Raw genomic sequence first — 24,629 nt, forward strand, 5'->3', positions numbered from 1 at the left:
CGGCAGATAGTCTGCTGTAAGTATACCTGATTCCCCGACAAACAACCCCTGCGCCGGCGCGACAGCTGCGCGCTGGAAGCAGGGTTACATCGTTCACCCGACGAAAGGCAGGCGGACACCTGCCTTAAAAACCCTGTGAAAACGATAATCGAAGTCGAGACACAACGTTCCCGACCCGGCTGCGACCCTCCTCACGACGGGTCACCGCGTTCCTTGCGACGCGGACGGGCGGCAGCTATCCCGTTTCGGCGTGCCTCATGACAATCCCCGCCATCGATCGCCTCTCCTTCTAGCACGGCGGCGCAGCGGGAATGGAGTGAGAGACACGGATCCTCTGGAAGACGGCGCACCGGGCCTCGCATGCATGCTCTCGTCACGGGCTCGGCCGGCTTCATCGGCCACGCGCTGAGCCGCCGTCTGCTGGCGGCGGGCTTGGGCGTGACGGGCTTCGACGGCCTCTCACCCTACTACGATGTCGGGCTGAAGCGAGCCCGGCACGCGGATCTCGCCCGATTTCCCGGCTTCGAGGCGGTGGAGGCGCGGCTCGAGACGCCCGGCGCGCTCCTCGACGTGATGGCGCGGGTCAAGCCGGACCTCGTCTTCCATCTCGCGGCGCAGGCGGGGGTTCGCTACAGCCTCATCGACCCCGGCGCCTATGTCGAAGCCAACCTCGTCGGCTTCGCAAACCTGCTGGAGGCGGTGCGCGCCCATCCCGTCAAGCACCTGCTCGTCGCCTCGACCAGTTCGGCCTATGGCGGCAATGCGAGCGTCCCGTTCCGCGAGACCGACCGTGCGGTCTCGCCGCTCACCCTCTACGCCGCCTCGAAGCTCGCCAACGAGGCGATGGCGCATTCCTACGCTCACCTGTTCCGCGTGCCGACGACCGCATTCCGCTTCTTCACGGTCTACGGACCTTGGGGGCGGCCGGACATGGCCCTGTTCCTGTTCACCCGGAAGATCCTGGCGGGCGAACCGATCGAGGTGTTCGGCGAGGGGGCGGCGGAACGGGATTTCACCTTCATCGACGATCTCATCGATGCGATCGTCGCGCTGTCGGAGCGCCTGCCGCCGATGCCTGCCGAGGGCGGCCCGGTCTCGGCGGCCGACACCCTGAGCACGGTCGCGCCCTATCGTCTGGTCAATATCGGCGGCGGCCGCCCGGTCCGGCTCGATGCCATGATCGGCGCCCTGGAGGCGGCCCTGGGGCGCAAGGCCGAGCGCGTGCTGAAGCCGCTCCCGCCCGGCGACGTGATCCGGACCCATGCGAGCCCCGACCTGCTGCGCGACCTCGTCGGCCGCTTGCCCGAGACGCCGCTGGAGACCGGCATCCCCGCCTTCGTGAGGTGGTATCTCGACTATTACGGGGACCAATAGAGCCCTTGCGGGACAGCGCATTCAGGCGAAGAGAGGCCGGAGGGCGCCTCGCTCGATCCTCGGTCCCGAAAACGGATCACAGCCTTTCGGGACCTCACCGTCCCCCGGATGCGCCCGCGCCGGCCACGCTGAGCGAATTGCCCGAACCGGAAAATATGCCGAACCTCGTGACGGGCGGTCTCCTCGACGGTTTTTGAGGATCGAAGGTCCGCCGCTTCAGGGAGACGGACCACCGATGCGCATCGCGATGATTGGCTCGGGCTATGTCGGCCTCGTGTCGGGCGCCTGCCTGGCCGATTTCGGCCACGAGGTCGTCTGCATCGACAAGGATCCCGGCAAGATCGCCGCCCTCAACGAGGGCCGCATGCCGATCTACGAGCCTGGTCTCGACACCCTCGTCGCCGAGAACGTGCGGGCCAAACGCCTCACCTTCTCCACCGACCTCAAGCCCGCCGTTGCCCAGGCGCAAGCGGTGTTCATCGCGGTGGGCACCCCGTCCCGCCGCGGCGACGGCTTTGCCGACCTCTCCTACGTCTATGCCGCGGCCCGCGAGATCGCCGAGGCGCTGACCGGCTACACCGTGGTCGTCACCAAATCGACCGTGCCCGTCGGCACCGGCGACGAGGTCGAGCGCATCCTCCGCGAGGCCCGCCCCGACATCGATGTCGGCGTCGCCTCCAACCCCGAATTCCTGCGCGAGGGTGCGGCCATCGGCGACTTCAAGCGGCCCGACCGCATCGTCATCGGCGCCGAGGACGCCCGCGCAGTCGCCGTGATGCAGGAGGTCTACCGCCCGCTCTACCTCAACGCCGCGCCGATCCTGCTCACCGGACGGCGCACGGCCGAGCTGACCAAATATGCCGCCAACGCGTTCCTGGCCACCAAGATCACCTTCATCAACGAGATCGCGGATCTGTGCGAGCAGGTCGGGGCCAACGTGCAGGAGGTCGCCCGCGGCATCGGCCTCGACAACCGCATCGGCGCGAAGTTCCTGCATGCGGGACCGGGCTACGGCGGCTCGTGCTTCCCCAAGGACACGCTGGCGCTGGTGAAGACGGCGCAGGATTACGGCACGCCGGTGCGGATCGTCGAGACGGTGGTGGCGGTCAACGACCAGAGGAAGCGCGCGATGGCGCGCAAGGTGATCGCGGCCTGCGGCGGGTCCGTGCGGGGCAAGCGGGTGGCGCTCCTGGGCCTGACGTTCAAGCCGAACACCGACGACATGCGCGACGCGCCCTCGCTGTCGATCATCGCCGGCTTGCAGGATGCGGGCGCGCAGATCGTGGCCTACGATCCGGAGGGGATGGAGCAGGCGCGGCCGCTGCTTCAGGGCGTCGCTTACGCCGAGGACGCCTATGCCTGCGCCGAAGGCGCGGACGCGCTGGTGATCGTGACGGAGTGGAATGCGTTCCGGGCGCTCGATCTCGCCCGGCTGAAGGGGCTCATGCGCGCCCCCGTCCTCGTCGATCTGCGCAACGTCTACGCGCCGGAAGAGGCTCGCCGCCAAGGACTGCGCCATGTCGGCGTCGGTGCCCTGGCCCGCCTCGACTGATCCGGCCGTCGTTCGGTCGGTCTCCGGAACATCGTCCCGAAAGCCGGCAACCACCTTTCGGGATGATGCTCTAACGCGCCGTACGGCGGGCGAGCAGGAGATGCATCCCCTGCGCCGCGAGCCCGCCGGCCAAAGCCGCGCCGCCCTTCACCAGAAAATCGATGAGCCGGCCATGCCGGCTCACGGTCAGGCCCTGTGCCGCCTCGAGCCCCCCGGCGAGGACCACGGCCGCGACGAGCGCCCATCCCCAGCGCCGCGGATACGAGAGCACGAGCAGGAAGCCGAACAGCGCGTAGGCGCCGGCCCGCTCCAGGGTCGGGGACGCCAGGACCGGACGCGCTTCGAGCGGCGAAAGCGTCACGGCGACGAGGCCGATGGCCACGACCCATGCCATCAGGCGAACAAGCGTCAGCATAGGATCTCGTGCGCGCAAGCCGGCACCAAGGTCAAGCAGGCCGGTCGCGCACGCCGCCGGAAGCCCGATGCCACCCATCAGCCTCACTCCACCGAAGCCGCGATCAGCGAGAAGATCAACCCGAGGGCAAGGTTGCCGGCGAGCAGGATCATGAACAGGGTCATGACCGCGTCACGCCGTGCAGGTCAGGACGATGTAGGGCCAGCGCGGAGGGCACGAGGTCCGTGGCGCCTCCGGCGCGCGTGTCGCGCTCCGGACATCGCCCCGCCCACCGACGGCACCGACATCCGCGGAGCGAGCCTCCGGTACGGCCCCACGCGCCGGCAGGCAGGGAACAATGCAGAATCCGATCAGGATGATCGAGGCGGCACGGGCGGCAACGACGATCTTCGGCATCTTTCCCCTCGCGACATCTCACGTTTCGCGGGAAGCTCGTTAGCCTTGGCTGTTTGCGGGGATGTTGCGTCGACTGTTGCGTCGAATGCACGGCCAATCGGATGCGGTGACGGGCAGGGCGTCATGCGCTTCGCGGCCCAAAAATATCTTTGAGGATGCCCGCGGATACTTAAGTGCAAATGATGCCGGATATCCCTAATTTGGAGGATGCAATTGTCCCGAAACCGTTGCCTGCTACGTCCCGAGGGGCCGAGGCCGCAGTGAGACCGGGGCGCACAAAGGGGGCGCCGGCTGCGACGCGACGCCCCCGAGGGGGACGGGGTCATGGTGAGGAATGGGGCGGTTCATCCGCGCTGGGTCTTGCGCAGGGACGAGCGGCGGACCGGGCGATACGACGGCAACAAGGTGGTGCGGTGGATCGCACGCCCGACGCTGATGAAGGGGCGCAAGAAAGGATCGGCCACGGCCGACGCCGAGGACGGCACGGGAAGCTACGCGCCACCGTCCCGCCCGAACGGATACGGGGGCCTGCGGATCGTCTCCGACATGTGATGTGACGGGAGAGGCCGGGGGAATCGCCGCGTCCATCGGGCATGCGCTCGATTGCTCGCGCGAGGCCCCCGCCGCGAAATCACGCCACCGCCGTTCCGTACCTTGCAACCAAGGTCGGCATGCGATGCTCATGTCGGAGCCGACGGCAGACCGGGCCGGTTCTCGCAGCGGCTCCGGGAGGGTTTGCGCAAGATCCGTGAGGATTGACGCTGCACGCGAGCCGGGAATCTCTTGGCAAGGCCTTCGGCGCGGTACATGCTCGCCTTCGAAAGCCGCCGGACAACGCGGCGGCATCGGAGGGTCGTCCCATGCTCGCCGCCAACCGCTTGGTCAAATCGGCCTGGATCGCCGTCGATGTCACCAAGGAGCGCACCGAACGGGTGCTCGTGGTCGAAGCCTATATCGCCGTCAGTCCGCTGGAGAAGAATTTCGACGCCCACCGCTACGACAAGGTCGTGGAGGATGTGCGCCGCGTTCTCGCCGAGCATCCCGAGATCGACCGTGCCTCGATCTTGAGCATGCATCGGGATGCCGGCTGCACGGCCCTGTTCCGCAGCCAGCCCGCTCCCGCCACGGCGTGACGCGATCCGGTTCGCTCCGGAGGACCGGCAAAGGCCGACGTGACGAGAGCGAGCCGGGCGGGAAACACCCGGCGCCTTGGTCACTGCCGGTCAGGCGGCCTTCGCTCCGTGCGACTTTGCGTCAGTGGCCGTGCGCTCCAATGCCGTTGTCGAGGAACAGCCGGTAGGCCGGGTTGTCGGTCTCGTCGACATAGGGATAGGCGAGCATTTCGAGGGCGGCGTCGAAGCGGGCGCGTTCCGCCGCCGGCACCTCGATCCCGGCGAGCACCCGGCCGTAATCGGCGCCGTGATTGCGGTAGTGGAACAGGCTGATGTTGAAGCCGTCACCGAGCGCTTCCAGGAACTTCATCAGCGCGCCCGGCCGCTCGGGGAACTGGAAGCGGTAGAGCCGCTCGTCGGCGAGCCCCGCCGCGCGCCCGCCCACCATGTAGCGGACATGCACCTTGGCCATCTCGTTGTCGCTCATATCGGCGACGCGGTAGCCGGCGCTCTCCAGGGCCGCGATCAGATCGCGCTTCTCGGGCTTGCCGCCGGGCAGGTTGATGCCGACGAAGATGCGCGCCTCGCTGCCTTGCGCGTAGCGGTAGTTGAATTCGGTGATCGCGCGGGGGCCGAGCGCGCCGATGAAGGCGCGGTAGGCGCCCGGCCGCTCGGGGATGGTGACGCCGAGCAGCACCTCGCGTTCCTCGCCGATCTCCGCCCGCTCGGCGATGTGGCGCAGGCGGTCGAAGTTGAGGTTGGCGCCCGACGAGATCGCGACCAGCGGCCCGGCTCCGGGATTCCGTGCCGACCAAGCCTTGGCCCCGGCCAGACTCAGCGCGCCGGACGGTTCGGAGATCGCGCGGGTGTCGTCGAAGATGTCCTTGACGGCGGCGCACATCGCATCGGTATCGACGGTGATGACCCCGTCGAGATGCTCGCGGCAGAGCCGGAAGGTCTCCTCGCCGGCCTGCCGCACCGCGACGCCGTCGGCGAACAGGCCGACGCTCGGCAGCATCACCCGGTCGCCCGCCCGAAGCGCCTCGGACATGGTGGCGGCATCGTCCGGCTCGACGCCGATCACCTTTGTCTCGGGGCGCAGATATTTCACGAAGGTGGCGATGCCGGCCGCCAACCCGCCGCCGCCGATCGGCACGAAGATCGCCTCGATCGGTCCGGTATGCTGATGCAGGATCTCCATGCCGATCGTACCCTGTCCGGCGATCACCTCGGGATCGTCGAACGGGTGCAGGAAGGTCAGGCCCCATTGCGCTTCGAGGCGCCGGGCCTCGGCCAGAGCCTCGTCGAAGGCGTCGCCGTGCAGGACGACCTCGGCGCCGCGGGCCCGGCAGGCATCGACCTTGATCGCGGGGGTCGTGCGCGGCATCACGATCACCGCTCGCACGCCGAGTTTGGCCGCGGCCAGCGCGACGCCCTGGGCATGGTTGCCGGCCGAGGCGCAGATCACTCCGCTCGCGAGCCGCTCCTGGGACAGCGAGGCCATCTTGTTGTAGGCGCCGCGCAGCTTGAACGAGAAGACCGGCTGCAGATCCTCGCGCTTGAGGAGGACGGGGCGGCCGAGCCGTTTCGTCAGGCGGGGCATCGGATCGAGCGGGCTCTCGATCGCCACGTCGTAGACGCGAGCGGAGAGGATCTTCTTGATGTAGTCGGTCACGGGCAGGCTTTCGGCCGCGTCATCGGGCAGGGCACGACCGGGACTTAGTCCTTCCGCGGCCGGGATGCGAGAGCGGGATACTCGGGGGAGGGGCGCGCACTGTCAGAGTCGGATCCCGGCATGGACTTGGCCCGGATCGAGAGGAGAGGCGAAGGCCGCGCCGATGCCGTCGCGGAAGATGCGCACCACCTGCGCGGCCGTGCCGCCGATGGTGATGCGCGCCCCGCGCGAGAGCGTGTGATCGAGGGCGAGCGCCGCGCCGGACGCCGAGATGTTGATGAGCCGCCCCGGCAGGACGCGACCGTCCTCGAGGGTCACGAGCACGTCCTTGCGGGCCGGATTGATCCGCGGATGCGCCCGCGCCGCCTCGAAGGTCCGCCCCTGCTCGCGGGCCAGCGCCAGCAGGGCGCGGGCGACCTCGGCCGTCCGCTGCCGCGATGCCATGAGGCGGACGGCGAACAGGTTGTCGCCGCTGCTGACGACGCGGGCCTCGACTTGGCCGACATAGCGGATGCTGCAGGTGAGCGGCTCATCGACCGCCGGCTCGGATGCCGAGCGGAAGGTGATGCCGGCCCGTGAAAGATCCTGGGTCACCGCGTAGAAGTCGGGCTGCCGCCGGCCCCAGCACAGCGCCGGGAGGAACACCGTATGGAGGTGGGAAGCTGGACGCTCGATCATGGTGCCGCGTGTCATCGTCGCACGACAATGGCCGCACGGCCCTGAACGGAAAACGCCGAAAATCCCTCGAATTTTTACGAAAATTCAGCGGGCGAACCACCGGGCCAAGTGCTCGAATGTGAAAACGAACCGCCACGTCTTACCATCGGCCCGATCCTGCTCTCCCCACTGTCGAAGAAATTCGACTTCAGAGGATTTTGCTCAGTCTCCTGCCTGCAATCGGCAAAGATCTATACGTGACACTTCTATTGGATGACGAAAGCGGCGACACCACTACGAAGCGTGATTCGACATTGCGCTTTCCGGCGGGATGAATTCTGATCCCATCCGACAGCCATTCCAGGAGAGCATAACGCTCATGCTCAGATAGGAAGGCGAATGGGGAGTGGATCATCCGGCTCTCTCGTCAGGCCGGTTGTCAGGTGGCGGCCGCTCCGGGCATGGTCGGGCGATGAGCGACCCGCCGCCCGACACCGATCGCATTGCACGTCTCGAGATTCGGCTGACCGAGCAGGAGGCCGTGATCGAGGATCTGAACGCAGCCATCACCGCGCAGTGGACGGTGATCGACCGTCTCACCCGGCAGCTCGGCCGGTTGCAGGAGCAGGTCGAGGACAGCGCCTTCCGGAGCGCCAGTGGCGCGCCGGAGCCGCCGCCACCGCATTACTGAGGCGAGTTGGCCTCGTGCGGGCAGGGGAGAGCGTAATGCGGAGGGTGATGCGCTGCCTCGGCCTGTGCCTCGCACTGGTGCCGTTCTGCGCGGGCGCGTTCGAGCGCGCGCCGCATCCCTCCGAGGCACCGATGGAACCCTGTCCGAGCCAGGGGGCGGGCTTCTTCCGGATTCCGGGCACGGCGAGCTGCATTCGCCTGTCGGGCCGGGTAACGGCCGGTGCCGATATCGGCCCGCGCCGTAGCACCGTCCCCGTGCAGGGCCGCATCGCGGTCGAGACAAGGAGCGATTCCGCCCTCGGGCCCGTGCGCAGCTTCGTCCGGATCGAGGCGGGACAACGCTGAGGACCGCCGAAGCCCGCCGGATCAGTCGTCGCGATAGACGCGCTCGCGGCGCTCGTGGCGTTCCTGCGCTTCCAGCGACAGTGTCGCGATCGGCCGCGCATCGAGGCGCTTGAGCGAGATCGGCTCGCCGGTCTCTTCGCAGAAACCGTAGGAGCCGTCCTCCAGCCGGGCCAGGGCCGCGTCGATCTTGCTCGTCAGCTTGCGCTGGCGGTCGCGGGCGCGCAGCTCGATCGCCCGATCCGTCTCCGAGGAGGCGCGGTCGGCGATATCCGGATGGTTCTCGTTCTCGCTCTGAAGCGCGGTGAGAGTCCCCTGCGCCTCACGCAGGATCTCGCTCTTCCAATTGAGCAGCTTGCGCCGAAAGTACTCGCGCTGCCGCTCATTCATGAAGGGCTCGCCGTCGGAGGGCCTGTAGCCGTCCTCGATCGTGACCTTCGCCATCGTCTTATCCTCGCGCTCCCTGCCGGTCAGCGGCGATCGTCGGCGAGGCTATAATCGAGCTGGGCAAGCTCTACAACGCGCGGATGCCGCCTCGCACCGTCGCGCGTGAAAAGCTCTCGCAATGCGGCAAAGACGACACGCTCAAGTGGCCCCCGACCCGACATCAGGTTGAGCCCGTGGGTCCGCGGCCGCAGGCGTGCGGGGAGCGCCGCCCTCGAACGCAAGGCATGCTCGACTTCGCCCGACCCACTTCCTTCCGGTTTCCCGGTTCAGGGCGCACCGCGCAGCCGGACGATGGCGGCGGCGATCTCGTCGGTCAGGGGGCGGGCGAGAGCGTGCCTGTAATGGGTCTGGTCGAAGAACAGGCCGGGATCGTGCAGGGCCGGCCGCTCAAGGCGCGCGTCGAGGAGCGCGCTGCGCCCGTGCCGTTGCAACGCCGCCGCCGCGGCGTTCCGGCACGCGGCCTCGGCGTGGGCACGCGGCGTGCCGGGCCGGGGGAGGCCGGCGGCGTAGACCGGCGGGAAGACCATGACCACGGCGGTCTCGGCCGGCAGCGCGGCGAGGGCATTGCCGAGACGGTCCGCGGCGGGAAAGTCCGGCCCTGCTTTGCCCGGAGCCGCCGCGTCGGGCACCGGTGTTTCGCGCATGACGCGGAGGCGGTCGTCGTCGAGCGTGCCGCGCTTCAGGTAATCCAGCTCGTAGTCCCACCAGCCGTCGGCGACCGCCCGCTTGCGGCGCGCGCCGACGAGCCAGCCGATGCGGCCGACGACTTCCTGCGCCACGGAAAAGCGCAGGAGCCCCCGCAGATAGGCAAGCGGATCGGGGCTGTAGAGCCAGAACGGGAACGGCTTGTCGTTGGGCAAGGCCGGATCGTCGGTGCACCAGTACTCGTCCACCGAGAGGATCACGGCCTTCGGCGCCGGATGGTGGCGCAGGAACCAAACGAGCAGCGCGAGCTGCTCTCCGGGGCCGGTCGCGGGCACGGAGAGCTGCACGAAGGGAATGCCGGTCGCCGCCGTGAGCCGCGCGGGCTCGATCAGCTGGATGTGCGAATTGCCGAACACCGCGCCTGCGAAAGCCGGGTCGCGCCCGCGTGACGCGGCAGCGGTGCGTGGGCCCTGCGGACGCACGGCGCCGGCCGAGAACAGCGTCGAGCGCCCGCTGTCGTAGGGATCGATCAGGAAAGCGAGCGTGAGATATCCGGCGAGCAGGCCGATGGCGGTACACAGGAACAGGCGCGCGAAGGCCGCCCAGTCCTGCCGCGCGAAGCTGCCGGAGGCGGGTACCATCTCAGAACTGGAAGTAGATGAATTCGTAGTTCGCATCGTCCCCGATCTTGAGGAGCACGACGACGAACAACAGGGCGAAGGCGGCTGCGAGCCAGCGGTTCGGCGGCAGCCGGTGCACGGCGGCCCAGGCGGTCGGGCCGATCATCGCGACGGCGGCGGCGATGAGAATCGTGCGCCACTTGAAGCCCGCCCCCGTGGGCGCCAACCCGAACAACCCCTTGTAGATCGCCAAAGCCGCCTCGAACGAGGATGCGCGGAACAGGACCCAGGTCAGGACCACGAACCCGGCCGTCATCGCCCAGCCGAGGAGGTGCGGCAGCCGTCCGCCCGCCCGGCGCCAGAGCACGCCTGCCCCGAGGCCCACACCGTGCGCGGCGCCCCAGGCGACGAAGGTCAGCCCCGCCCCGTGCCAGAGGCCGCCGAGCGTCATGGTGGCGAAGAGCGCGCCGACCTGGACCGCGAGACCGCGGCGGTTTCCACCCATGGCGATGTAGAGATAGTCGCGCAGGAAGCGCGACAGCGTCATGTGCCAGCGTCGCCAGAAGTCGCGCAGCGAGGTGGCGCGATAGGGCACGTCGAAGTTCTGCGGCAGCACGATCCCGAACAGCAGCGCCAGTCCCAGCGCCATGTCGGTGTAGCCGGAAAAGTCGAAATAGATCTGGAAGGTGAAGCCGAGCGTCGCCTGCCACGCCTCGGCCATCGTCACCGCCTTGCCCGCGGCCGCCGCCTGGAACACGGGGTTGACGTAGACCGAGAGCGGATCGCCGAGGAACACCTTCTTGGAAAGCCCGACCGTCAGCAGCATCAGCCCGCGCCCGATCCGCTCGGCCGCGTCGGGACGCGCGTAGGGGCGCTCCTCGAACTGGTGCATGATCTCGCTCCAGCGCACGAGCGGGCCGGCGAGAACCTGCGGGAAGAAGGCGATGTAGAGGGCGTAGCGGGTCAGCCCGAAGGACGGGGCGCGTCCCGCCCTCAGGTCCGTCAGGTACATGATGTGGTGGAAGGTGAAGAACGAGATCCCGAGCGGCAGGGCGAGGTCGATCCGCGGAAGATCGATGCCGGGGATCATGTCGGCGAGATCGGTGAGGAAGCCGAGATACTTGAAGACGCCCAGCACCGCGAGGTTGCCGGCGAGCGCCACGGGGAACAGCCAGCCGGTGCGATCCCGCGGCAGAGCGCGGGCCACGAGCCAGTTCACGCCGATGGAGGCGAGAAGCAGCGGCAGGAAGCGCCAATCCCACCACGCGTAGAAGACGAAGGACAGCCCGACGAGAAGCGGCAGCCGCGCCTGCGGCCGATAGCGTTCGGCGGCGGCGTGAAGCAGCAGAGCGGCCGGCAGGAAGGCGAGCAGGAAAACGAAGGAGTTGAACAGCATCGCGGCGCGGACGATTCCCCTGACGATCCGGCGAGACCGGCGCGCGCCCGCTCACGCGGCCAGCCTTGTCGGGGATCGAAGCGCAACCGTCAATCGCGCCGAAGCGGCGCGTGGGCGCAGTGGGATCCTCCGCGCGCCCCCAAGGCTACCGTGAGGCGCCCAACGGAAGTACCGGCAAGCAACCAAGCTCCGAACCAAGAATGACCTCGATCTGTGCAAGGGCCGCCGGCAGTGGGCGTGCAGCACCACGATTGAGACGCGTCAGTCAGCTTCGGTTCATCGAGGCAGACCTAGCTTCCGGCATCGGCCGTATGGTCCGGCCGCAACGGAGAAATCGTACGATGACGCACGCGAAGGCGTTCGCATTGGCTGCGGTGATCGCCGGCAGCCTTGGTGTCGCGGGAAGCGCCCAGGCGGCGCCCTTCAGCCCAGCCCCTCTCGCGACGGACAGCGCGCTCGTGGAGCGCACCGCCGGCGGCTGCGGGCCGGGCTTCCACCCCAATCCCTGGGGCATCTGCCGCCCGAACTGGGGTCCGCGGCGCTACTGGGGCGGCCCGCCCCCCGGCTATTATCGCCCGCGGCCGCTCTACCGGCCCTACGGCTACTACCGCCCACGGCCCTATTACTGGTGATCGTACGGGCCGGACCTCGCAAAGGGGGTCCGGCCCTTTTCGTGTTCAGGCGCCGCGCGCCGCTTCGAGCTTGGCCAGTTCCACCGCCGCGCGCAGTTCGATCTCGGCCACCAGCCCGTCGAGGCGGGCGTCGCCGCTCTCCGCATTCCGCTCGGCGAGGCGGCCGGCGATGGCCTGAAGGTCGCGCGTCGCTACCCGTCCGCCGATCAGCGCGGCTTTCAGGCGGTCGAGCCCGTCGAGCAGGTCGTGCCCGCGCTGCACCGAGCGGCGGCGGCGCTCCTTCTGCGCGTCGGCCCCGTCCTGTCCCTGGAGCGTGAGGAGGGCATCGAGCCCGGTGAGCATGCCGGTTTGGCTCGCGCCCGCGGTCGCCGCCCGGGGCGTCTCTTCCGCTCCCGACGTTGGGGCGAAGGCGCCCGGCGCGGCGGCGCGGCGGGTGGCGTTGAGCGCACCCGCGGCGGCGGCGGCAAAGCGTGTGTCGACGCGCATGATGGTCCGAAACCTTTTCGCACCCGACGATGCACGGCGGGTTCCGATCTCCGAAGACATCGGCCGACAGGGTTAAGCGCGGGTAAACAGCCCGGCAGAAGCTGCCGGGGCGGCAGGAAACGCTCTCGTCCCCACGCCGCTCCGGCGGTACCGAAAAAGAAAAATATCTTTTTTCTTCAGTATCTTAGCGTTTGGCACGGCCCTGGCAGAGATCGAACCGGCGTAAAGTCGCCTGGTCCGGCTGCCGAGTTCCGATGCCCCTGCCTCGTCCCCTGTTCGCCCGCCGTCTCGTCGCGGTGCTCGCCTGCCTCGCGGTCCTGCTGCCGCCGGCCCCGGCCAGCGCCCTGTCGCGGGTCAAGGATCTCGCCGCCGTCGAGGGCGTGCGCACCAACCAGCTCGTCGGCTACGGCATCGTGGTCGGCCTCAACGGCACCGGCGACACGCTCAACAACATCCCGTTCACCAAGCAGTCCCTGCAGGCGATGCTGGAGCGGCTCGGCATCAACACCCGCGGCGCGACCATGCGCACCCAGAATCTTGCGGCAGTGATGGTGACGGCCAACCTTCCCCCCTTCGCGACCCAGGGCACGCATATCGACGTGACCGTCTCCTCGCTCGGCGACGCCAAGTCGCTTCAGGGCGGCACCCTGGTGGCGACCTCCCTGCTCGGCGCCGACGGTGAGATCTACGCCCTGGCGCAGGGCTCGGTGGCGATCGCCGGCTTCGCGGCGGAGGGCGAGGCCGCTAAGATCACCCGCGGCGTGCCGACCAACGGGCGCATCTCCAACGGCGCGCTGGTCGAGCGCGAGATGGCTTTCAAGCTCAACGAGGCGCGCTCGCTCCGGCTGTCGCTGCGCAACCCCGACTTCACCACCGCCAAGCGGATCGCCTCGGCGATCAACGACTTCATGGGCGCCGACACCGCCGAGCCGACCGACCCGGCGACGATCACGCTCCAGATCCCGGCCAAGTACCGCGGCAACATGATCCGCCTCATCACCGAGGTCGAGCAACTCAAGGTCGAGCCCGACCAGACCGCGCGGGTGGTTGTGGACGAACGTTCCGGCATCATCGTGATGGGCCGCGACGTGCGCGTCTCCACGGTCGCCATCGCGCAGGGCAACCTGACGGTGACGATCACCGAGCAGCCGATGGTGAGCCAGCCCGCGCCGCTGTCGAACGGCCAGACCGCCTTGGTGCCGCGCACCGGGGTGAAGGTGGATACCGGCGACGGCAACAAGCTCGCCCTGGTGAAGGAGGGCGTGAGCCTGCGCGAACTGGTCGACGGCCTCAACGCGCTTGGGGTCGGCCCGCGCGACCTGATCTCGATCCTTCAGGCGATCAAGACGGCCGGCGCACTCCAGGCCGACATCGAGCTGATGTAATTTCTTTCCCATCGGGAGACCGCACCATGCTGCCCCTCGCAACCTTCGCGGCCTCCGCCGCCGTCGGCGTCGGCAAGAACCTGCTCAACACGCTCGCGAAAACCGACGCGAACACGATGGACACGGCCAAGTCCACCGCCTCGACCAAGGCGCGCAAGACCGCCGACGACTTCGAGAAGATGTTCCTGGAGGACAGCTTGGAGAAGCTGACGCAGAGCGAGGGCACGGAAGGGCCGATGGGCGAGAACGGCACCGGCGGCGGCGTCTGGCGCTCGATGATGGCCAAGGAATACGCCAACGCCATCGTGAAGACCGGTGGCGTCGGCATCAGCAATCAGGTCTATTCCGAGATGATGCGCATGCAGGAGGCGGGCAATGGCCGCTGATCGGACCCTCGCCCTGCGCCTCACCGACCGCCCCTCGGCCCAAACCTTCGTGCGCGGGCTGCTCGCCACCATGATCGAGCTGGAAGCGGTGCTCACCCGCGAGAGCGACGGCGTGCGAGCCGGGCGGATCGCCCAGGCGCTGACGGAATCCGTGTCGAAATCCGAACTCGCCTCCGCCTACATGAACGGCCTGGAGGCCGCCAAGGCCAACGCGATCGCGCTCGCCCGCTTCGCACCGGAAGGTCTGGAGGCGCTGAAGGCGGCCCAGCACCGCTTCGCGGCCGTGGTGGAGACCAACCAGCAGGTGCTCGCCACGGCCCGCGCCGTCTCCGAGGGGCTGATCAAGGCGCTGGCCGAGGAAGTCGCCAAGGCGCGCACGCCCACCGTCTATGGCCGCCCCTCCGTGTCGCCCTCGCCCTACGGCCGGGGTGCGCAGGGCGGGCCGCTGGTGTTCTCGCGCAGCCTTTGAACACTTCGGGAGAAGACTCCGGGACGCCGCAACCCGCGCGGCGATCTTTCACGGTTTCGTAACGCCGATCCGATCTTCTGGTTGTATCGCCTCGATGCGGCGAACGGCCCGCGGCCTTCTGGCGCCCTGTTGCCGGCAATTCGAGGAGGCACGGAATGTCGAGGATCAGCGCGAGCCGCGAGCCGAGCCTTCCGCTCCACCGCGGCACACTTCCCGCAACGGATGCAACTGGATCGAATCGCTCAGCGGCCGGCCGGAAAACCGCCGCCGATCCCGCCGCCACCGTCCAAGTCTCCGGCAAGATCTCCGAAAAGGCGCAAGCCGCAGCGGACAAGCTGAAGGCGGATCAGGAAGCCGCCGCGGTCGCGGCGCGAACCTTCGACGAGCACCTGAAGGCCCGTTCCGACGCGTTCGCCGCCAAGCTCGGCACGGCCTTCGAGCGGGAAGGCATTCCCCTCGACGAACCGATCGCCCTGCGGGTCGAGTCCGGGACGCTCGTCACCGACAGCCCTTACCGCAAAAAGGTCGAGAAGGTCCTCAAGGAGGATCCGGAGCTCGCGAAGGAGTTCGAGGCCATCGCCTCGCTCAAGTCGATGCGGGCCGCGCAGAAGTCGCTCGAACTCTACAACGAGGAGAAGAAGGGCGCGCGAAGCCGGGACGAGCAGGATCAGGCCTATGGCCGATACACGACCCGGATGCTCGACATCCAGCGCCTGTCCGGCACGATGGTGCTCGAGGACGGAGCGTTCACCTCGGCGGCCGAGGACTACATGGCCGTGATGTCCGGCGAGCGCATCTCCACGAGCGCCGATCCGAGGAAAGAGGTGCTGAAGCGGTACGATTCAATCCTGCAGGCAGCCCGATAGCGGGCGGCAAATTATCCGCCTCCCGCACCGCCTGAAAGAATTTGATCTTATGCCGTCATGAAAGTTCCCATCCGATTCGCACGCATGATCTTGGGAAATCGTCCGAAGATCTGACCGATCGGAACTTCCCGCCTGCGTGCCGCTTGCCTCCGAACACAATCATCGGAGGAAATGCCCATGTCGAACGACGTGCTTATTCCGCTGCTCGCCATCGTCACGATTGTCCTCGTCGCGGCCTTCGCGATCTGGCAGCGGGCTCGGGTGGCGCAGTCGAAGAACGACCCGAACCGCTCGGCCTTCACCCAGGCCCACGGCGAAGCGCCTCGCCCGAACCGGCCCGGCACCGAGCACTGACGCGTCCGGAGCAGCGGCCCGAAAGGGATTGCCGGCTTTTGGATGACGACGGTGCAGAACGACAGGCGAGAGCCTCGTCCTGGATCCGACATCCAAGGCGAGGCTCTCGCTTTCTGCCGGGTGAGGGCGCCTGCGCCCTCCAGCTTGAAAACACTTCAGTAAACGCCCGGTCACCGATCGTTTCCCTTCGGTCACGGCGTTGGAGCGGGCGTTTTGCGAGGGCCGTTTAAAACGGCAACAGGATGTCCACGAGCTGCTGGCCGTAGCGGGGCTGCTGCACGTCGGTGATCTGGCCGCGGCCGCCATAGGCGATGCGGGCCTGGGCGATCTTGCTGGAATCGATGGTGTTGTCGGACTCGATGTCCTCGGGCCGCACCACGCCGGCGACGATCAGCTCGCGCACCTCGAAATTGATGCGGATCTCCTGCTTGCCCTCGACCACGAGGTTGCCGTTGGGCAGCACCTGCGTGACGACCGCGGCGACGTTGGTGGTCACCGTTTCGGCGCGCTGCACCGAGCCGGCTCCGTCGCTCGACGAGGTCGAGGTGCCGTTGATGAGCTTGTCGGGGGTGATGCCGGCCGCGGCCACGCCGGCATTCTTCTCGAGGCCGAGGGCGTTGGGCAAACCGAAGGCTTCCGCGTTGGTGCGCGAGCGCTTGGTCTCGTTGTTGAGGTTGGCCCGGTCGGTCACATTGACCTTGATGGTGAGCAGGTCGCCGATCCGCGCCGCGCGCTGGTCCTTGAAGAAGGCCCGCGAACCCGTGCGCCACAGGGAGTTCGGTGCGTAGGAGACGGGGCTCACATCGGGCATCGCCATGCGCACCGGCCGGTAGCCGGGCTGGGCGGTCGGATCCTCGATCGCCGAGAGCGTCGGCGTGGCGCCGACCTGGGAGAGGCGGTCCACGGTGTTGCAGGCGCCGAGCGGCGCGAGCGCCAGGATCACGGCGAGGCGGGAGAGGCGGGGACGGCGAGCGGTCATCGGATGGGTCCGGCGCTGGCGGGAAAGGGAGGGAGACGGAAGCGACGGGGCGCGCGGCTCACGGCGCCGCGCTGGCCTGGAGGATCGGCTGAGGCTGCGGGACCGGGCCGACCGAGACCCGCCCCGGGGCGATCACCACGGCTTGCAGCACCTTCTTCGAGGCGGCGTTCATCACCGAGACGCTGGCGCCGAGACGGCCGCTCTCGTTGGCGATGCCGCGCAGCGACAGCGACACGCCGGCGGTCTCGAACACGATGGCGACGCTGTCGCCGCGGGCGACGAGATCGGGCGGTGCCACGTCGCCGGAGCGCAGGACGGCGCCGGCGCTGAGGGGGCGCTGCGCCACCTGCCCGACGACCAGGGTCGGCGCGCCCTGCACGTCATTGGGCACCCCGTCGCGCGGGCGGCGCTCGACGGTAAGGTCGGCGCTGGCGACCGCTTCGCCGCGGTTGAGGCTGCGGGTCAGCACCGCCACCTCGCGGGTCTCGACCGCTACGCCGGCCACCCGCAGCGACGCCTGACGCTCGCCGAGCACCACGAGGCCGGCGACCCGGCGGGTGCGCGGATCGTAGGTGACATCGACCGCCGCCGCCTGCCCGTCGAGGTCGAGCGGGGCGAGCAGCATCGGCGCATCGCCGTCGAGGCGCACCGAGAGGGATTTCGGATCGAGGCCGTAACCGGTCTCCAGCGCGCGCTTCAGCGCCGCCTCGATCTCCATCGCCCCGACCCGGCGGGCGGCGCGCTGCACCGTCACCTGGAGCCGCCCGCCGGTCTCGATTCCGGTCAGGCCGAGGGAGGCCGCCGCCTCGATGATCCGGCGGGCCTGGATCGTGCCGACCGCGCCGAGGGCCGGCGCGCGGAACAATGCGCGGGCGGCGAGATCGGCGGGGGCGCCTTCCACGAGGTCGCCGAAGCTGAGGGTGTCGCCGCGGGCGGTGACGTCGCCCCGCAGGCGCAGCGTGGTGCCGGCGGCCATCAGCGGCAGGGCGAACAACGTCACCGCGAGGAAGCCGGCCAGCGCGAGGACGGTCCGGCCGATCATGCCGCGCGAGAGCGGAGTGACGGCCAGCGGGACGGGACGGCGGATTGGCCGGAGGGCGTGCATCACGGGTCGAGTCCTCAACCGCGGAACATCTGCGAGGTGGTGGAGAGCATCTGGTCGGCGGCGGTGACGACCTTGGAGTTCATCTCGTAGGCGCGCTGCGCCGCGATCAGCGACGAGATCTCGGTGACCGCGTTGACGTTGGCCTCTTCGAGGTAGCGCTGCTGCAGATTGCCGAAGCCTTCCGAGCCCGGCAGGCCGGTGATGGCGGGGCCCGAGGCCGCGGTCTCGACGAACAGGTTGTCGCCGATCGATTCGAGGCCGACCTTGTTGACGAAGCGGGCGAGCTGGAACTGGCCGAGCGCCTGCGGCGCGGTCTGGCCCGGGAGGGTCGCCTGCACCGCGCCGGTGGCCGAGATCGTCACCGAGGTCGCGGTGTTCGGCACCGTTACGCCCGGATCGAGCAGGTAGCCGTCGCGGGTGACCATCTGCCCTTGCGCGTCGAGGTCGAACGAGCCGTCGCGGCTGTAGGCGGTGCGCCCATCCGGCAGGCGAACGCGAAACAGGCCCTCGCCGCGGATCGCGACGTCGTAATCCTTCTCGGTCTGCGCCAACGGGCCCTGGCCCATCGCGCGGGCGGTCGAAGTGGTCTTGACGCCCGAGCCCAGCGCGAGGCCGGCGGGCAGCATCGTGTTCTGGTCCGAGGTCGAGGAGCCGGAGCGGCGCAGGTTCTGGTAGAGCAGATCCTGAAAATGCACCTGCTGGCGCTTGTAGCCGGTGGTGCGCAGGTTCGCGATGTTGTTCGAGATGACCTGAACGTTGAGTTCCTGGGCCGCCATGCCCGTGGCGGCGGCGTAGAGGGCGCGCATCGGCGTCGGTCCTTAAAGCCGGGGGGTCAGGCGACGTCGGCGAGACGGCGGATCGCCGTGCCGCGCAGGTCGTCGAGGCGCGAGATCACGCTCGAGACCATCGAGTAGGTGCGGTTCACGTCCATCAGCCGGGTCATCTCGACTACCGGCTTCACGTTGGAGCGCTCCAGCGCGCCGGGCTCCAGATGGGCACCGGGGCCGGCGGGCCGGGCGGGCGCCTCGGACGAGAACAGGTTGGCGCCCTCCGACTTCAGCGCCTGCGCGTTGGCGAAGTTGACGAGGCGCAGGCGGCCGCGGATGCCGAGATTGGTCGAGATCGTGCCGTCGGGGGCGATGGCGAGCCCCGTCTCCTGCTGACCGATGGTGATCGGGCCGCCGTCGCCCTGCACCGCGTGGCCGTCCGAGGTGACGAGGTTGCCGCCTGCGTCGAGTTCGAAGGCGCCGTTGCGGGTGTAGCGCAGGCCCTGCGGCGTCTGGACGGTGAGGAAAGCGTCGCCGCGCAGGGCCACGTGCATCGGGTTGCTGTCGGGCTCCACCGGCCCCTGCGTGAGGTCGAGCGGGGTGCCCTGGTCGATGACGTAGGAGAGGCGGCGGTCGCTCCGCTGGAAGCTGTCGGCGGAGGCCACCGGCATCAGATATTCCTGGAAGCGGGCCGAGCGCGCCTTGAAGCCGGTGGTCGAGACGTTGGCCATGTTGTTGGCGATGACGTCGAGTTCGCGAGCCAGGGCGGTCTGGGCGGAGACGCCGACGAAGAGCGCGTTCTGCATGGTGTGCCTCGGATGGCGACGGGTTCGTGCCCTCCACCGCAGGGGCCGTGCCAATCCCGGAAACTTCGTTTTTACCCTAACAATCAGTCGTTTGTCCGAAGCGAAGCCTTGCGCCGGCACCGGCCCGCCGGGGGACGGCGGCAAGTCCGACCCGGCAAGTTCTGCCGCCTTAACCGAGGGTTAACCACGTCAGCCGAGAACGGAGGGAAGGGGATTGCGCGTCACGCGCGAGCCCCGTCCCATCGCCCCGATCCGGTTTGCCGACGAGCAGCACATGGCCAAGAAGCCGAAGAAGGCGCCCGCGGCGGAAGGCGAGGAGGGCGCGGCGGAAGCGCCGAAGTCCAAGAAGAAGCTCATCATCATCGCCGCCGCGGTGCTGCTGCTCGGCGGCGGCGGAGGCGGGTTCTTCTTCATGAAGAGCCGGGCGGCGCATGCCGACGCCCACGGCGAGCACGGGGCCGAGAAGCTCGACCCGAAGGCGCAGGCCGTGTTCCTCGACATGCGCGACATGCTGGTGAACCTCAGCCCCGATCCGGGGGCGACCAAGTCCAACGTGCTCAAGCTGCGCGTCGCGCTGGAGTTGAAGGACGCCAAGGTCGAGGCGACGGTCAAGCCGCTGATGCCGCGGGTCGAGGACGCCTTCCAGACCTACCTGCGCGAGATCCGGGCGAGCGATCTGGCCGGCTCCGCCGGCCTCTACCGCCTGCGCGAGGAATTGCTGCGGCGGGTCAACATCGCGCTGCACCCGGCCAAGGCCGAGGCGGTGCTGTTCAAGGACGTGATCGTCCAGTGAACCGCGCGGCCGCCCCGTCCCGAAACCCGGCTCTCCCCGAATCCCCCATCGTCAAGACAACCGCGAGCGCGCGACAGGCATGATCGGCCCCGAAGACGAGATGGAGGACGATTGGGCGGCCGCCTTTGCCGAGCAGGGCGGCGAGGGCGGCGGCGGCGACGCGTCGCTGGCCGAGGAATGGGGCGCGGCGCTCGCCGAGCAGGGCACGACCAAGAGTGCAGGCGACGTCGCCGCCGAATGGGCGACGATGATCGAGGACGGGGAGACCGAGAATCTTCCCGAACTCGCCGGCAACGACCGCATCCTGAACCAGGACGAGATCGACGGCGTCCTCGGCTTCTCCCTGCGCGAACTCTCCGCCTCCGGCGCGGGGGGCGTGCGCGCCATCGTCGATTCGGGCGTCGTCCAGTACGAACGCCTGCCGATGCTGGAGATCGTCTTCGACCGGATGATCCGGTTGCTGTCGACGAGCCTGCGCAACTTCTTCCAGGACAACGTCGAGGTGACGCTCGACAACATCACCTCGGTCCGCTTCGGCGACTATCTCAACGCGATCCCGCTCCCGACCCTGCTCGGCGTGTTCAAGGCCGATTCCTGGGAGGGCTCGGGCCTCGTCACCGTCGAGCAGACGCTCGCCTACTCGACCATGGACCTGCTGCTCGGGGGCAAGCGCGGCGGCTCGTCGAGCCGGCTCGACGGACGGCCCTTCACCACGATCGAGATGAGCCTCGTGCGCCGCCTCGTCGAGATCATCCTCACCGACCTCGAACTGTCGTTCCAGCCGCTCTCGCCGGTGCGCTTCGGCATCGACCGCATCGAGACCAACCCGCGCTTCGCCACCATCACCCGGCCCGGCAACGCCGCGATCCTGATCACGCTCAAGCTCGACATGGACGGGCGCGGCGGCGGGATGCAGATCCTGTTCCCCTACGCGACGGTCGAGCCGATCCGTGACCTGCTGATGCAGAGCTTCATGGGCGAGCGGCTCGGGCGCGATCAGGTCTGGGAGAGCCACCTCGCCACCGAGATCTGGCAGGCGGATGTGGACATGGAGGCGGTGCTCCACGAGGTGACGCTGCCCCTCAAGCGGGTGCTCAACCTCAAGGTCGGCGACACGCTGATGTTCGACCGCAAGCCCTCTGATCTCATCACCGTGCGCTGTGGCGACTGGGCGCTGACGCAAGGGCGGATCGGCCGGATCGACGACGCGATCGCGGTGCAGATCGCCCGGCCGCTGCGGCAGTCCCGCACCACGCTGCAGGCCTACGAGATCTCGATGCAGAACCGTAACGACGGGTAGCGGCAGGAAGACCATGATGACCTTCTTCGTCTCGATGGCCGCCGACGTGCTCGTCGCCGTTCTTCTGGTCGCCACCATCGCCTCCTCGGTGAAGCTGTCGGGGCGCATCAACCGGCTCAAGGCGGACGAGGCGGCCCTGCGCTCCACCATCGGCGACCTCATGGTGGCGAGCGCCACCGCCGAGCGGGCCATCGCCGGCCTGCGCGCCACCCTCGACGAGTGCGACCGGACGCTGACCGAGCGCCTCGCCGGCGCCGAGCGCACCAGCACCGATCTCGCCGCCCATGTGCAGGCGGGGGAAAGCGTGATCAGCCGCATCGCGGCCATCGTCGGCCAGGCGCGGACCACCGCCACGGCGGCGCCCGCCGCGGCACCCACCGTACCGCGTCCGGTGGCCGTCGAGGCCGTGCCCGCCATCGGCAACGGCGAGCGCGTCGGCGCGGCGCTCGCCGCGGCTCAGGCCCTGTCCGAACGCGCCCTCGATCGCCTCCGGGCCAGGGCCGCATGACCCTTCCCGCGCGCCGACTCGCACGTCTCGCGAGCCTTCCGGCGCGCCCCTTCCGGCTGCGCCTGATCGACGCCGTGACCCTGGCGGCGATCGGGCTTCTCGTGCTCAAGCTCACGGCGCTGGTCGCCGCGGACGAGCCGGCGCCCGGCGCGCCGCTGCCGGATTTCGCCCGCGTGCTGGCCAAGGCGCGCACCAATTACGAACCGACCGACCCGACGACCACGGGCTCCGTCTCGGCGCCGCCGAAGAAGGCGGAACCCGCCCCGCCGCCGGTCTACCAGCCGCAGGTGCCGGAGCCGGTCTCGGACAGCGAGCGGGCGATCCTGGAAAAGCTTGCGGCCCGCCGCGACTCGCTCAAGCAGCGCCGTGACGAACTCGACCTGCGCGAGCAGATGCTCAAGGACGCCGAGCGCAAGCTCGAAACCGGCGTGGCCGACCTGAAGGGGGCCGAGGACAAGGTCGGGTCCGAGGGGACCAAGCGGGCCGAGGCCGAAAAGGCCGGGATGAAGGGCATCGTCCTCATGTACGAGACGATGAAGCCGAAGGACGCGGCCCGGGTCTTCGACCGCCTGAACCTCGAGACGCTGGTGCCGATCGTGACGGCGATGAACCCGCGCAAGATGGCCGAGGTGCTCGCTCTGATGGGCTCGGAGCCGGCCGAGAAGCTGACCGTGGCGCTCGCCAACCGCGCCCGCGGCCTCGAAGCGCCCCAGGCGTCCGCCGCGATCCCCGGCCTGCCCCCCGGCGAGCTGCCGGCGATCGATCCGGGACCGACGGCACGGACGGCGCGCTAGAGCGCCTTCCGACGAAGCGGTCACCGGTTCGTCGAAAGGAGGTGCATCAAGACAAGGGGTTAGAGACGCCGGCCTGACGCAATCAGGTCGAATACGGCTCTCAGGGCGACCCGGCCGGCTCCGCCAGGGCCCGCTCGATCGCACCGTCCAGGGCCTCGGGCTTCGTGGAGGGGGAGAATCGGCCGATCACCCGGCCGTTCCGGCCGATCAGGAATTTCGTGAAATTCCATTTGATGGCCTGCGTGCCGAACAGGCCGCGCTTCTCGCGCTTGAGATCGACGTAGAGCGGGTCGGCGCCCGAGCCGTTGACCTCGACCTTGGCGAGGACCGGAAAGGTCACGTCGTAGGTCAACGAGCAGAACTGCTCGATGGCGGCGGCATCGCCCGGCTCCTGCGCACCGAACTGGTTGCAGGGCAGGCCGAGCACCACGAGGCCGCGGGCACGATGGCGCCGCCACAGGGTCTCCAAGCCCTGATATTGCGGCGTGAACCCGCATTTCGAGGCGGTGTTGACCACCAGAAGCACCTTGCCGCGATACTGCGACAGGGGATGCGGTCCACCGCGCGCGTCGCGCGGGACGTGATCGTAGAGGTTGCTCATGACCGCCCCCAACGCCGTCGATTGCTCAATAGTCCCGTCTCCAAGGGTGATATTGTCCTAAATTTCCTGGAACGGTTCCAGGCTCGACTGTAAATCCCATTGTCGCCGTGCCGTGCGGCGTCCCTGCAATTGCATCCTTGAGCAAGCGGGGCTAGAGCGCTCTCCGCTGGGCAGCAGACCGGCCCGGCGTAAGAGAGCACGTTAAAACAAGGGCTTAGTGTCTCCCACACAACTCTCGCCGCGCCAACCGTGTCCGGTGGGGAGACGATCGGTGATCGGGCATTGTGTGAGGCACTTCCAGAGGCCCGGACGACACTCGCAGGAGCTCCACCATGCCGTCCCTGTCCCGCGGAACCGCGTCCTCCACGGCGCTTCTGCTCGCCGGATTGATGGCCCTGGTCGGGCCGAACATCGCCTCCGCTCAGGAGGCCGCACCGGAGGCCGCCCCCGCGGAGCCGGCCGCGCGACCGAAGCCGCGCCCGCGCAAGCCGGCACCGAAGAAGGAAGAGGCGAAAGAGCCGGCGAGCGCCGCCCCCTCCGGCACGGTGCTGGAGCCCGCAGCGGCCTCCGGATCGGCCCAATGGCCGCCCGGCGCGACCTCGGTCAGCGAAAGCTACGGCGATTGGACGATGAACTGCAACCGCGCCGAGGCGCGCACCGATTGCGTGATCATCCAGTCGCAGGGCGACCGGCGCACCGGAAAGCGGCTGTTCAGCGTCGAACTGCGGCCGCCCAAGGACGGCAAGAGCGAGGGCCTGATCCTGATGCCGTTCGGCCTTCAGATCGAACCCGGCGTCTCGTTCAAGCTCGACGACCGGCAACTCGGCAAGGGCGCGCCCTTCTCGTTCTGCGTCAGCGACGGCTGCCTCGTGCCGGTCAGCCTGCCGACTCTGGCCACCGACACGATGAAGACGGCCACCAGCCTCACCATCACGGCGACGAAACCGGACGCCAAGGAGCCGACGATCATCACCGTGCCGCTCTCCGGCTTCGCGGCCGCCTTCGCCCGGGCGAGCGCCTTCGGGAGCTGACGCGCCCGGTCTCGCGATCGGTCGGAGAAATGGTAAGGCTGCCCCC

General features: G+C 68.8%; 29 protein-coding genes. 17 read left to right on the top strand and 12 right to left on the bottom strand.

Annotation, left to right across the window (positions count from 1 at the left end):
- The first annotated feature begins 360 nt into the window (after positions 1-360).
- A complete protein-coding gene (locus Y590_RS14195) occupies positions 361-1,374 on the top strand; it encodes an NAD-dependent epimerase/dehydratase family protein (RefSeq protein WP_060770417.1) in 1,014 nt (337 codons plus the stop codon).
- Between the two features lie 235 nt (positions 1,375-1,609).
- Positions 1,610-2,926 (top strand): UDP-glucose dehydrogenase family protein, encoded by a 1,317-nt coding sequence (locus Y590_RS14200; protein ID WP_060770418.1) that lies wholly within the window; start codon positions 1,610-1,612, stop codon positions 2,924-2,926.
- A 70-nt stretch (positions 2,927-2,996) separates the two neighbouring features.
- Here Y590_RS14200 and Y590_RS14205 read toward each other — a convergent pair whose 3' ends face one another.
- A complete protein-coding gene (locus Y590_RS14205; RefSeq protein WP_060770419.1) occupies positions 2,997-3,341 on the bottom strand; it encodes a hypothetical protein in 345 nt (114 codons plus the stop codon).
- Positions 3,342-4,061: 720 nt separating this feature from the next.
- On the opposite strand from Y590_RS14205, the gene Y590_RS14215 reads away from it, so the two are divergent.
- Positions 4,062-4,289, top strand: a complete 228-nt coding sequence (locus tag Y590_RS14215; RefSeq protein ID WP_060770421.1) for a hypothetical protein — start codon at positions 4,062-4,064, stop codon at positions 4,287-4,289.
- Positions 4,290-4,597: 308 nt separating this feature from the next.
- A complete protein-coding gene (locus tag Y590_RS14220; RefSeq protein ID WP_060770422.1) occupies positions 4,598-4,870 on the top strand; it encodes a hypothetical protein in 273 nt (90 codons plus the stop codon).
- Between the two features lie 121 nt (positions 4,871-4,991).
- On the opposite strand, the gene ilvA is transcribed toward Y590_RS14220, so the two are convergent.
- Together ilvA and Y590_RS14230 are read right to left on the bottom strand one after the other, a co-directional pair.
- Positions 4,992-6,524, bottom strand: coding sequence for a threonine ammonia-lyase, biosynthetic (gene ilvA, locus Y590_RS14225; RefSeq protein WP_060770423.1), 1,533 nt, complete (start codon positions 6,522-6,524; stop codon positions 4,992-4,994).
- A 102-nt stretch (positions 6,525-6,626) separates the two neighbouring features.
- Complete coding sequence (locus tag Y590_RS14230) at positions 6,627-7,202, bottom strand: PilZ domain-containing protein (RefSeq protein ID WP_060770424.1); 576 nt, start codon at positions 7,200-7,202, stop codon at positions 6,627-6,629.
- 451 nt (positions 7,203-7,653) lie between these two features.
- On the opposite strand from Y590_RS14230, the gene Y590_RS14235 reads away from it, so the two are divergent.
- Together Y590_RS14235 and Y590_RS14240 are read left to right on the top strand one after the other, a co-directional pair.
- The gene (locus Y590_RS14235) at positions 7,654-7,872 is read left to right on the top strand and encodes a SlyX family protein (RefSeq protein ID WP_060770425.1); all 219 of its coding nucleotides are present in this window, start codon (positions 7,654-7,656) and stop codon (positions 7,870-7,872) included.
- A 35-nt stretch (positions 7,873-7,907) separates the two neighbouring features.
- Positions 7,908-8,216 carry a porin gene (locus Y590_RS14240; protein ID WP_083530863.1) on the top strand — a complete coding sequence of 103 codons (309 nt, stop codon included), beginning with the start codon at positions 7,908-7,910 and terminating at the stop codon, positions 8,214-8,216.
- Positions 8,217-8,237: 21 nt separating this feature from the next.
- Here Y590_RS14240 and dksA read toward each other — a convergent pair whose 3' ends face one another.
- The 3 genes from dksA to Y590_RS14255 form a co-directional block, all read right to left on the bottom strand.
- On the bottom strand, positions 8,238-8,657 hold the full coding sequence (gene dksA, locus Y590_RS14245; RefSeq protein WP_060770427.1) for an RNA polymerase-binding protein DksA: 420 nt from the start codon (positions 8,655-8,657) through the stop codon (positions 8,238-8,240).
- Positions 8,658-8,926: 269 nt separating this feature from the next.
- Positions 8,927-9,946 (bottom strand): hypothetical protein, encoded by a 1,020-nt coding sequence (locus Y590_RS14250; protein WP_060770428.1) that lies wholly within the window; start codon positions 9,944-9,946, stop codon positions 8,927-8,929.
- A 1-nt stretch (position 9,947) separates the two neighbouring features.
- Positions 9,948-11,321 carry an MBOAT family O-acyltransferase gene (locus tag Y590_RS14255; protein ID WP_060770429.1) on the bottom strand — a complete coding sequence of 458 codons (1,374 nt, stop codon included), beginning with the start codon at positions 11,319-11,321 and terminating at the stop codon, positions 9,948-9,950.
- A 341-nt stretch (positions 11,322-11,662) separates the two neighbouring features.
- Here Y590_RS14255 and Y590_RS14260 point away from each other — a divergent pair, with 341 nt between their 5' ends.
- Positions 11,663-11,953, top strand: coding sequence for a GCG_CRPN prefix-to-repeats domain-containing protein (locus tag Y590_RS14260; protein WP_060770430.1), 291 nt, complete (start codon positions 11,663-11,665; stop codon positions 11,951-11,953).
- A 45-nt stretch (positions 11,954-11,998) separates the two neighbouring features.
- Here Y590_RS14260 and Y590_RS14265 read toward each other — a convergent pair whose 3' ends face one another.
- A complete protein-coding gene (locus Y590_RS14265; RefSeq protein WP_060770431.1) occupies positions 11,999-12,439 on the bottom strand; it encodes a flagellar assembly protein FliX in 441 nt (146 codons plus the stop codon).
- 254 nt (positions 12,440-12,693) lie between these two features.
- On the opposite strand from Y590_RS14265, the gene Y590_RS14270 reads away from it, so the two are divergent.
- From Y590_RS14270 to Y590_RS27040, 5 genes are all read left to right on the top strand, one after another.
- Positions 12,694-13,824 (top strand): flagellar basal body P-ring protein FlgI, encoded by a 1,131-nt coding sequence (locus Y590_RS14270; RefSeq protein WP_060770432.1) that lies wholly within the window; start codon positions 12,694-12,696, stop codon positions 13,822-13,824.
- Between the two features lie 26 nt (positions 13,825-13,850).
- A complete protein-coding gene (locus Y590_RS14275; protein WP_060770433.1) occupies positions 13,851-14,210 on the top strand; it encodes a rod-binding protein in 360 nt (119 codons plus the stop codon).
- A complete protein-coding gene (locus Y590_RS14280; protein WP_060770434.1) occupies positions 14,200-14,679 on the top strand; it encodes a hypothetical protein in 480 nt (159 codons plus the stop codon). Before Y590_RS14275 ends, Y590_RS14280 begins: the two co-directional genes overlap by 11 nt.
- 155 nt (positions 14,680-14,834) lie before the next feature.
- The gene (locus Y590_RS14285; protein ID WP_060770435.1) at positions 14,835-15,545 is read left to right on the top strand and encodes a hypothetical protein; all 711 of its coding nucleotides are present in this window, start codon (positions 14,835-14,837) and stop codon (positions 15,543-15,545) included.
- Positions 15,546-15,722: 177 nt separating this feature from the next.
- The gene (locus Y590_RS27040) at positions 15,723-15,899 is read left to right on the top strand and encodes a hypothetical protein (protein ID WP_201026738.1); all 177 of its coding nucleotides are present in this window, start codon (positions 15,723-15,725) and stop codon (positions 15,897-15,899) included.
- A gap of 226 nt (positions 15,900-16,125) precedes the next feature.
- Here Y590_RS27040 and flgH read toward each other — a convergent pair whose 3' ends face one another.
- Genes flgH through flgF form a run of 4 tightly spaced genes read right to left on the bottom strand, consistent with a single transcriptional unit; the run spans position 16,126 to position 19,556 of the window.
- The gene (flgH, locus tag Y590_RS14290) at positions 16,126-16,878 is read right to left on the bottom strand and encodes a flagellar basal body L-ring protein FlgH (protein ID WP_060770436.1); all 753 of its coding nucleotides are present in this window, start codon (positions 16,876-16,878) and stop codon (positions 16,126-16,128) included.
- 58 nt (positions 16,879-16,936) lie between these two features.
- Entirely contained in the window at positions 16,937-17,983 is a 1,047-nt protein-coding gene (flgA, locus tag Y590_RS14295) for a flagellar basal body P-ring formation chaperone FlgA (RefSeq protein ID WP_060770437.1), read from the bottom strand.
- Between the two features lie 14 nt (positions 17,984-17,997).
- Positions 17,998-18,789 (bottom strand): flagellar basal-body rod protein FlgG, encoded by a 792-nt coding sequence (flgG, locus tag Y590_RS14300; RefSeq protein ID WP_060770438.1) that lies wholly within the window; start codon positions 18,787-18,789, stop codon positions 17,998-18,000.
- A gap of 26 nt (positions 18,790-18,815) precedes the next feature.
- Positions 18,816-19,556 (bottom strand): flagellar basal-body rod protein FlgF, encoded by a 741-nt coding sequence (gene flgF / locus Y590_RS14305; RefSeq protein ID WP_060770439.1) that lies wholly within the window; start codon positions 19,554-19,556, stop codon positions 18,816-18,818.
- A gap of 274 nt (positions 19,557-19,830) precedes the next feature.
- Between flgF and fliL the strand changes: the two genes are divergently transcribed.
- The 4 genes from fliL to Y590_RS14325 all read left to right on the top strand — a co-directional run bounded on the left by fliL (position 19,831) and on the right by Y590_RS14325 (position 22,951).
- Positions 19,831-20,349 (top strand): flagellar basal body-associated protein FliL, encoded by a 519-nt coding sequence (gene fliL / locus Y590_RS14310; RefSeq protein ID WP_003606770.1) that lies wholly within the window; start codon positions 19,831-19,833, stop codon positions 20,347-20,349.
- A 79-nt stretch (positions 20,350-20,428) separates the two neighbouring features.
- Complete coding sequence (gene fliM, locus Y590_RS14315) at positions 20,429-21,649, top strand: flagellar motor switch protein FliM (RefSeq protein WP_060770440.1); 1,221 nt, start codon at positions 20,429-20,431, stop codon at positions 21,647-21,649.
- Positions 21,650-21,662: 13 nt separating this feature from the next.
- A complete protein-coding gene (locus Y590_RS14320; RefSeq protein ID WP_060770441.1) occupies positions 21,663-22,157 on the top strand; it encodes a DUF6468 domain-containing protein in 495 nt (164 codons plus the stop codon).
- Positions 22,154-22,951 (top strand): MotE family protein, encoded by a 798-nt coding sequence (locus Y590_RS14325; protein WP_060770442.1) that lies wholly within the window; start codon positions 22,154-22,156, stop codon positions 22,949-22,951. The genes Y590_RS14320 and Y590_RS14325 overlap by 4 nt, the downstream gene beginning before the upstream one ends.
- Before the next feature lie 100 nt (positions 22,952-23,051).
- On the opposite strand, the gene Y590_RS14330 is transcribed toward Y590_RS14325, so the two are convergent.
- A complete protein-coding gene (locus Y590_RS14330) occupies positions 23,052-23,552 on the bottom strand; it encodes a glutathione peroxidase (protein WP_060770443.1) in 501 nt (166 codons plus the stop codon).
- A 332-nt stretch (positions 23,553-23,884) separates the two neighbouring features.
- Here Y590_RS14330 and Y590_RS14335 point away from each other — a divergent pair, with 332 nt between their 5' ends.
- Complete coding sequence (locus Y590_RS14335) at positions 23,885-24,583, top strand: invasion associated locus B family protein (protein WP_060770444.1); 699 nt, start codon at positions 23,885-23,887, stop codon at positions 24,581-24,583.
- Positions 24,584-24,629 lie beyond the last annotated feature (46 nt).

It is taken from the genome of Methylobacterium sp. AMS5, from assembly GCF_001542815.1.
Taxonomy (GTDB): domain Bacteria; phylum Pseudomonadota; class Alphaproteobacteria; order Rhizobiales; family Beijerinckiaceae; genus Methylobacterium.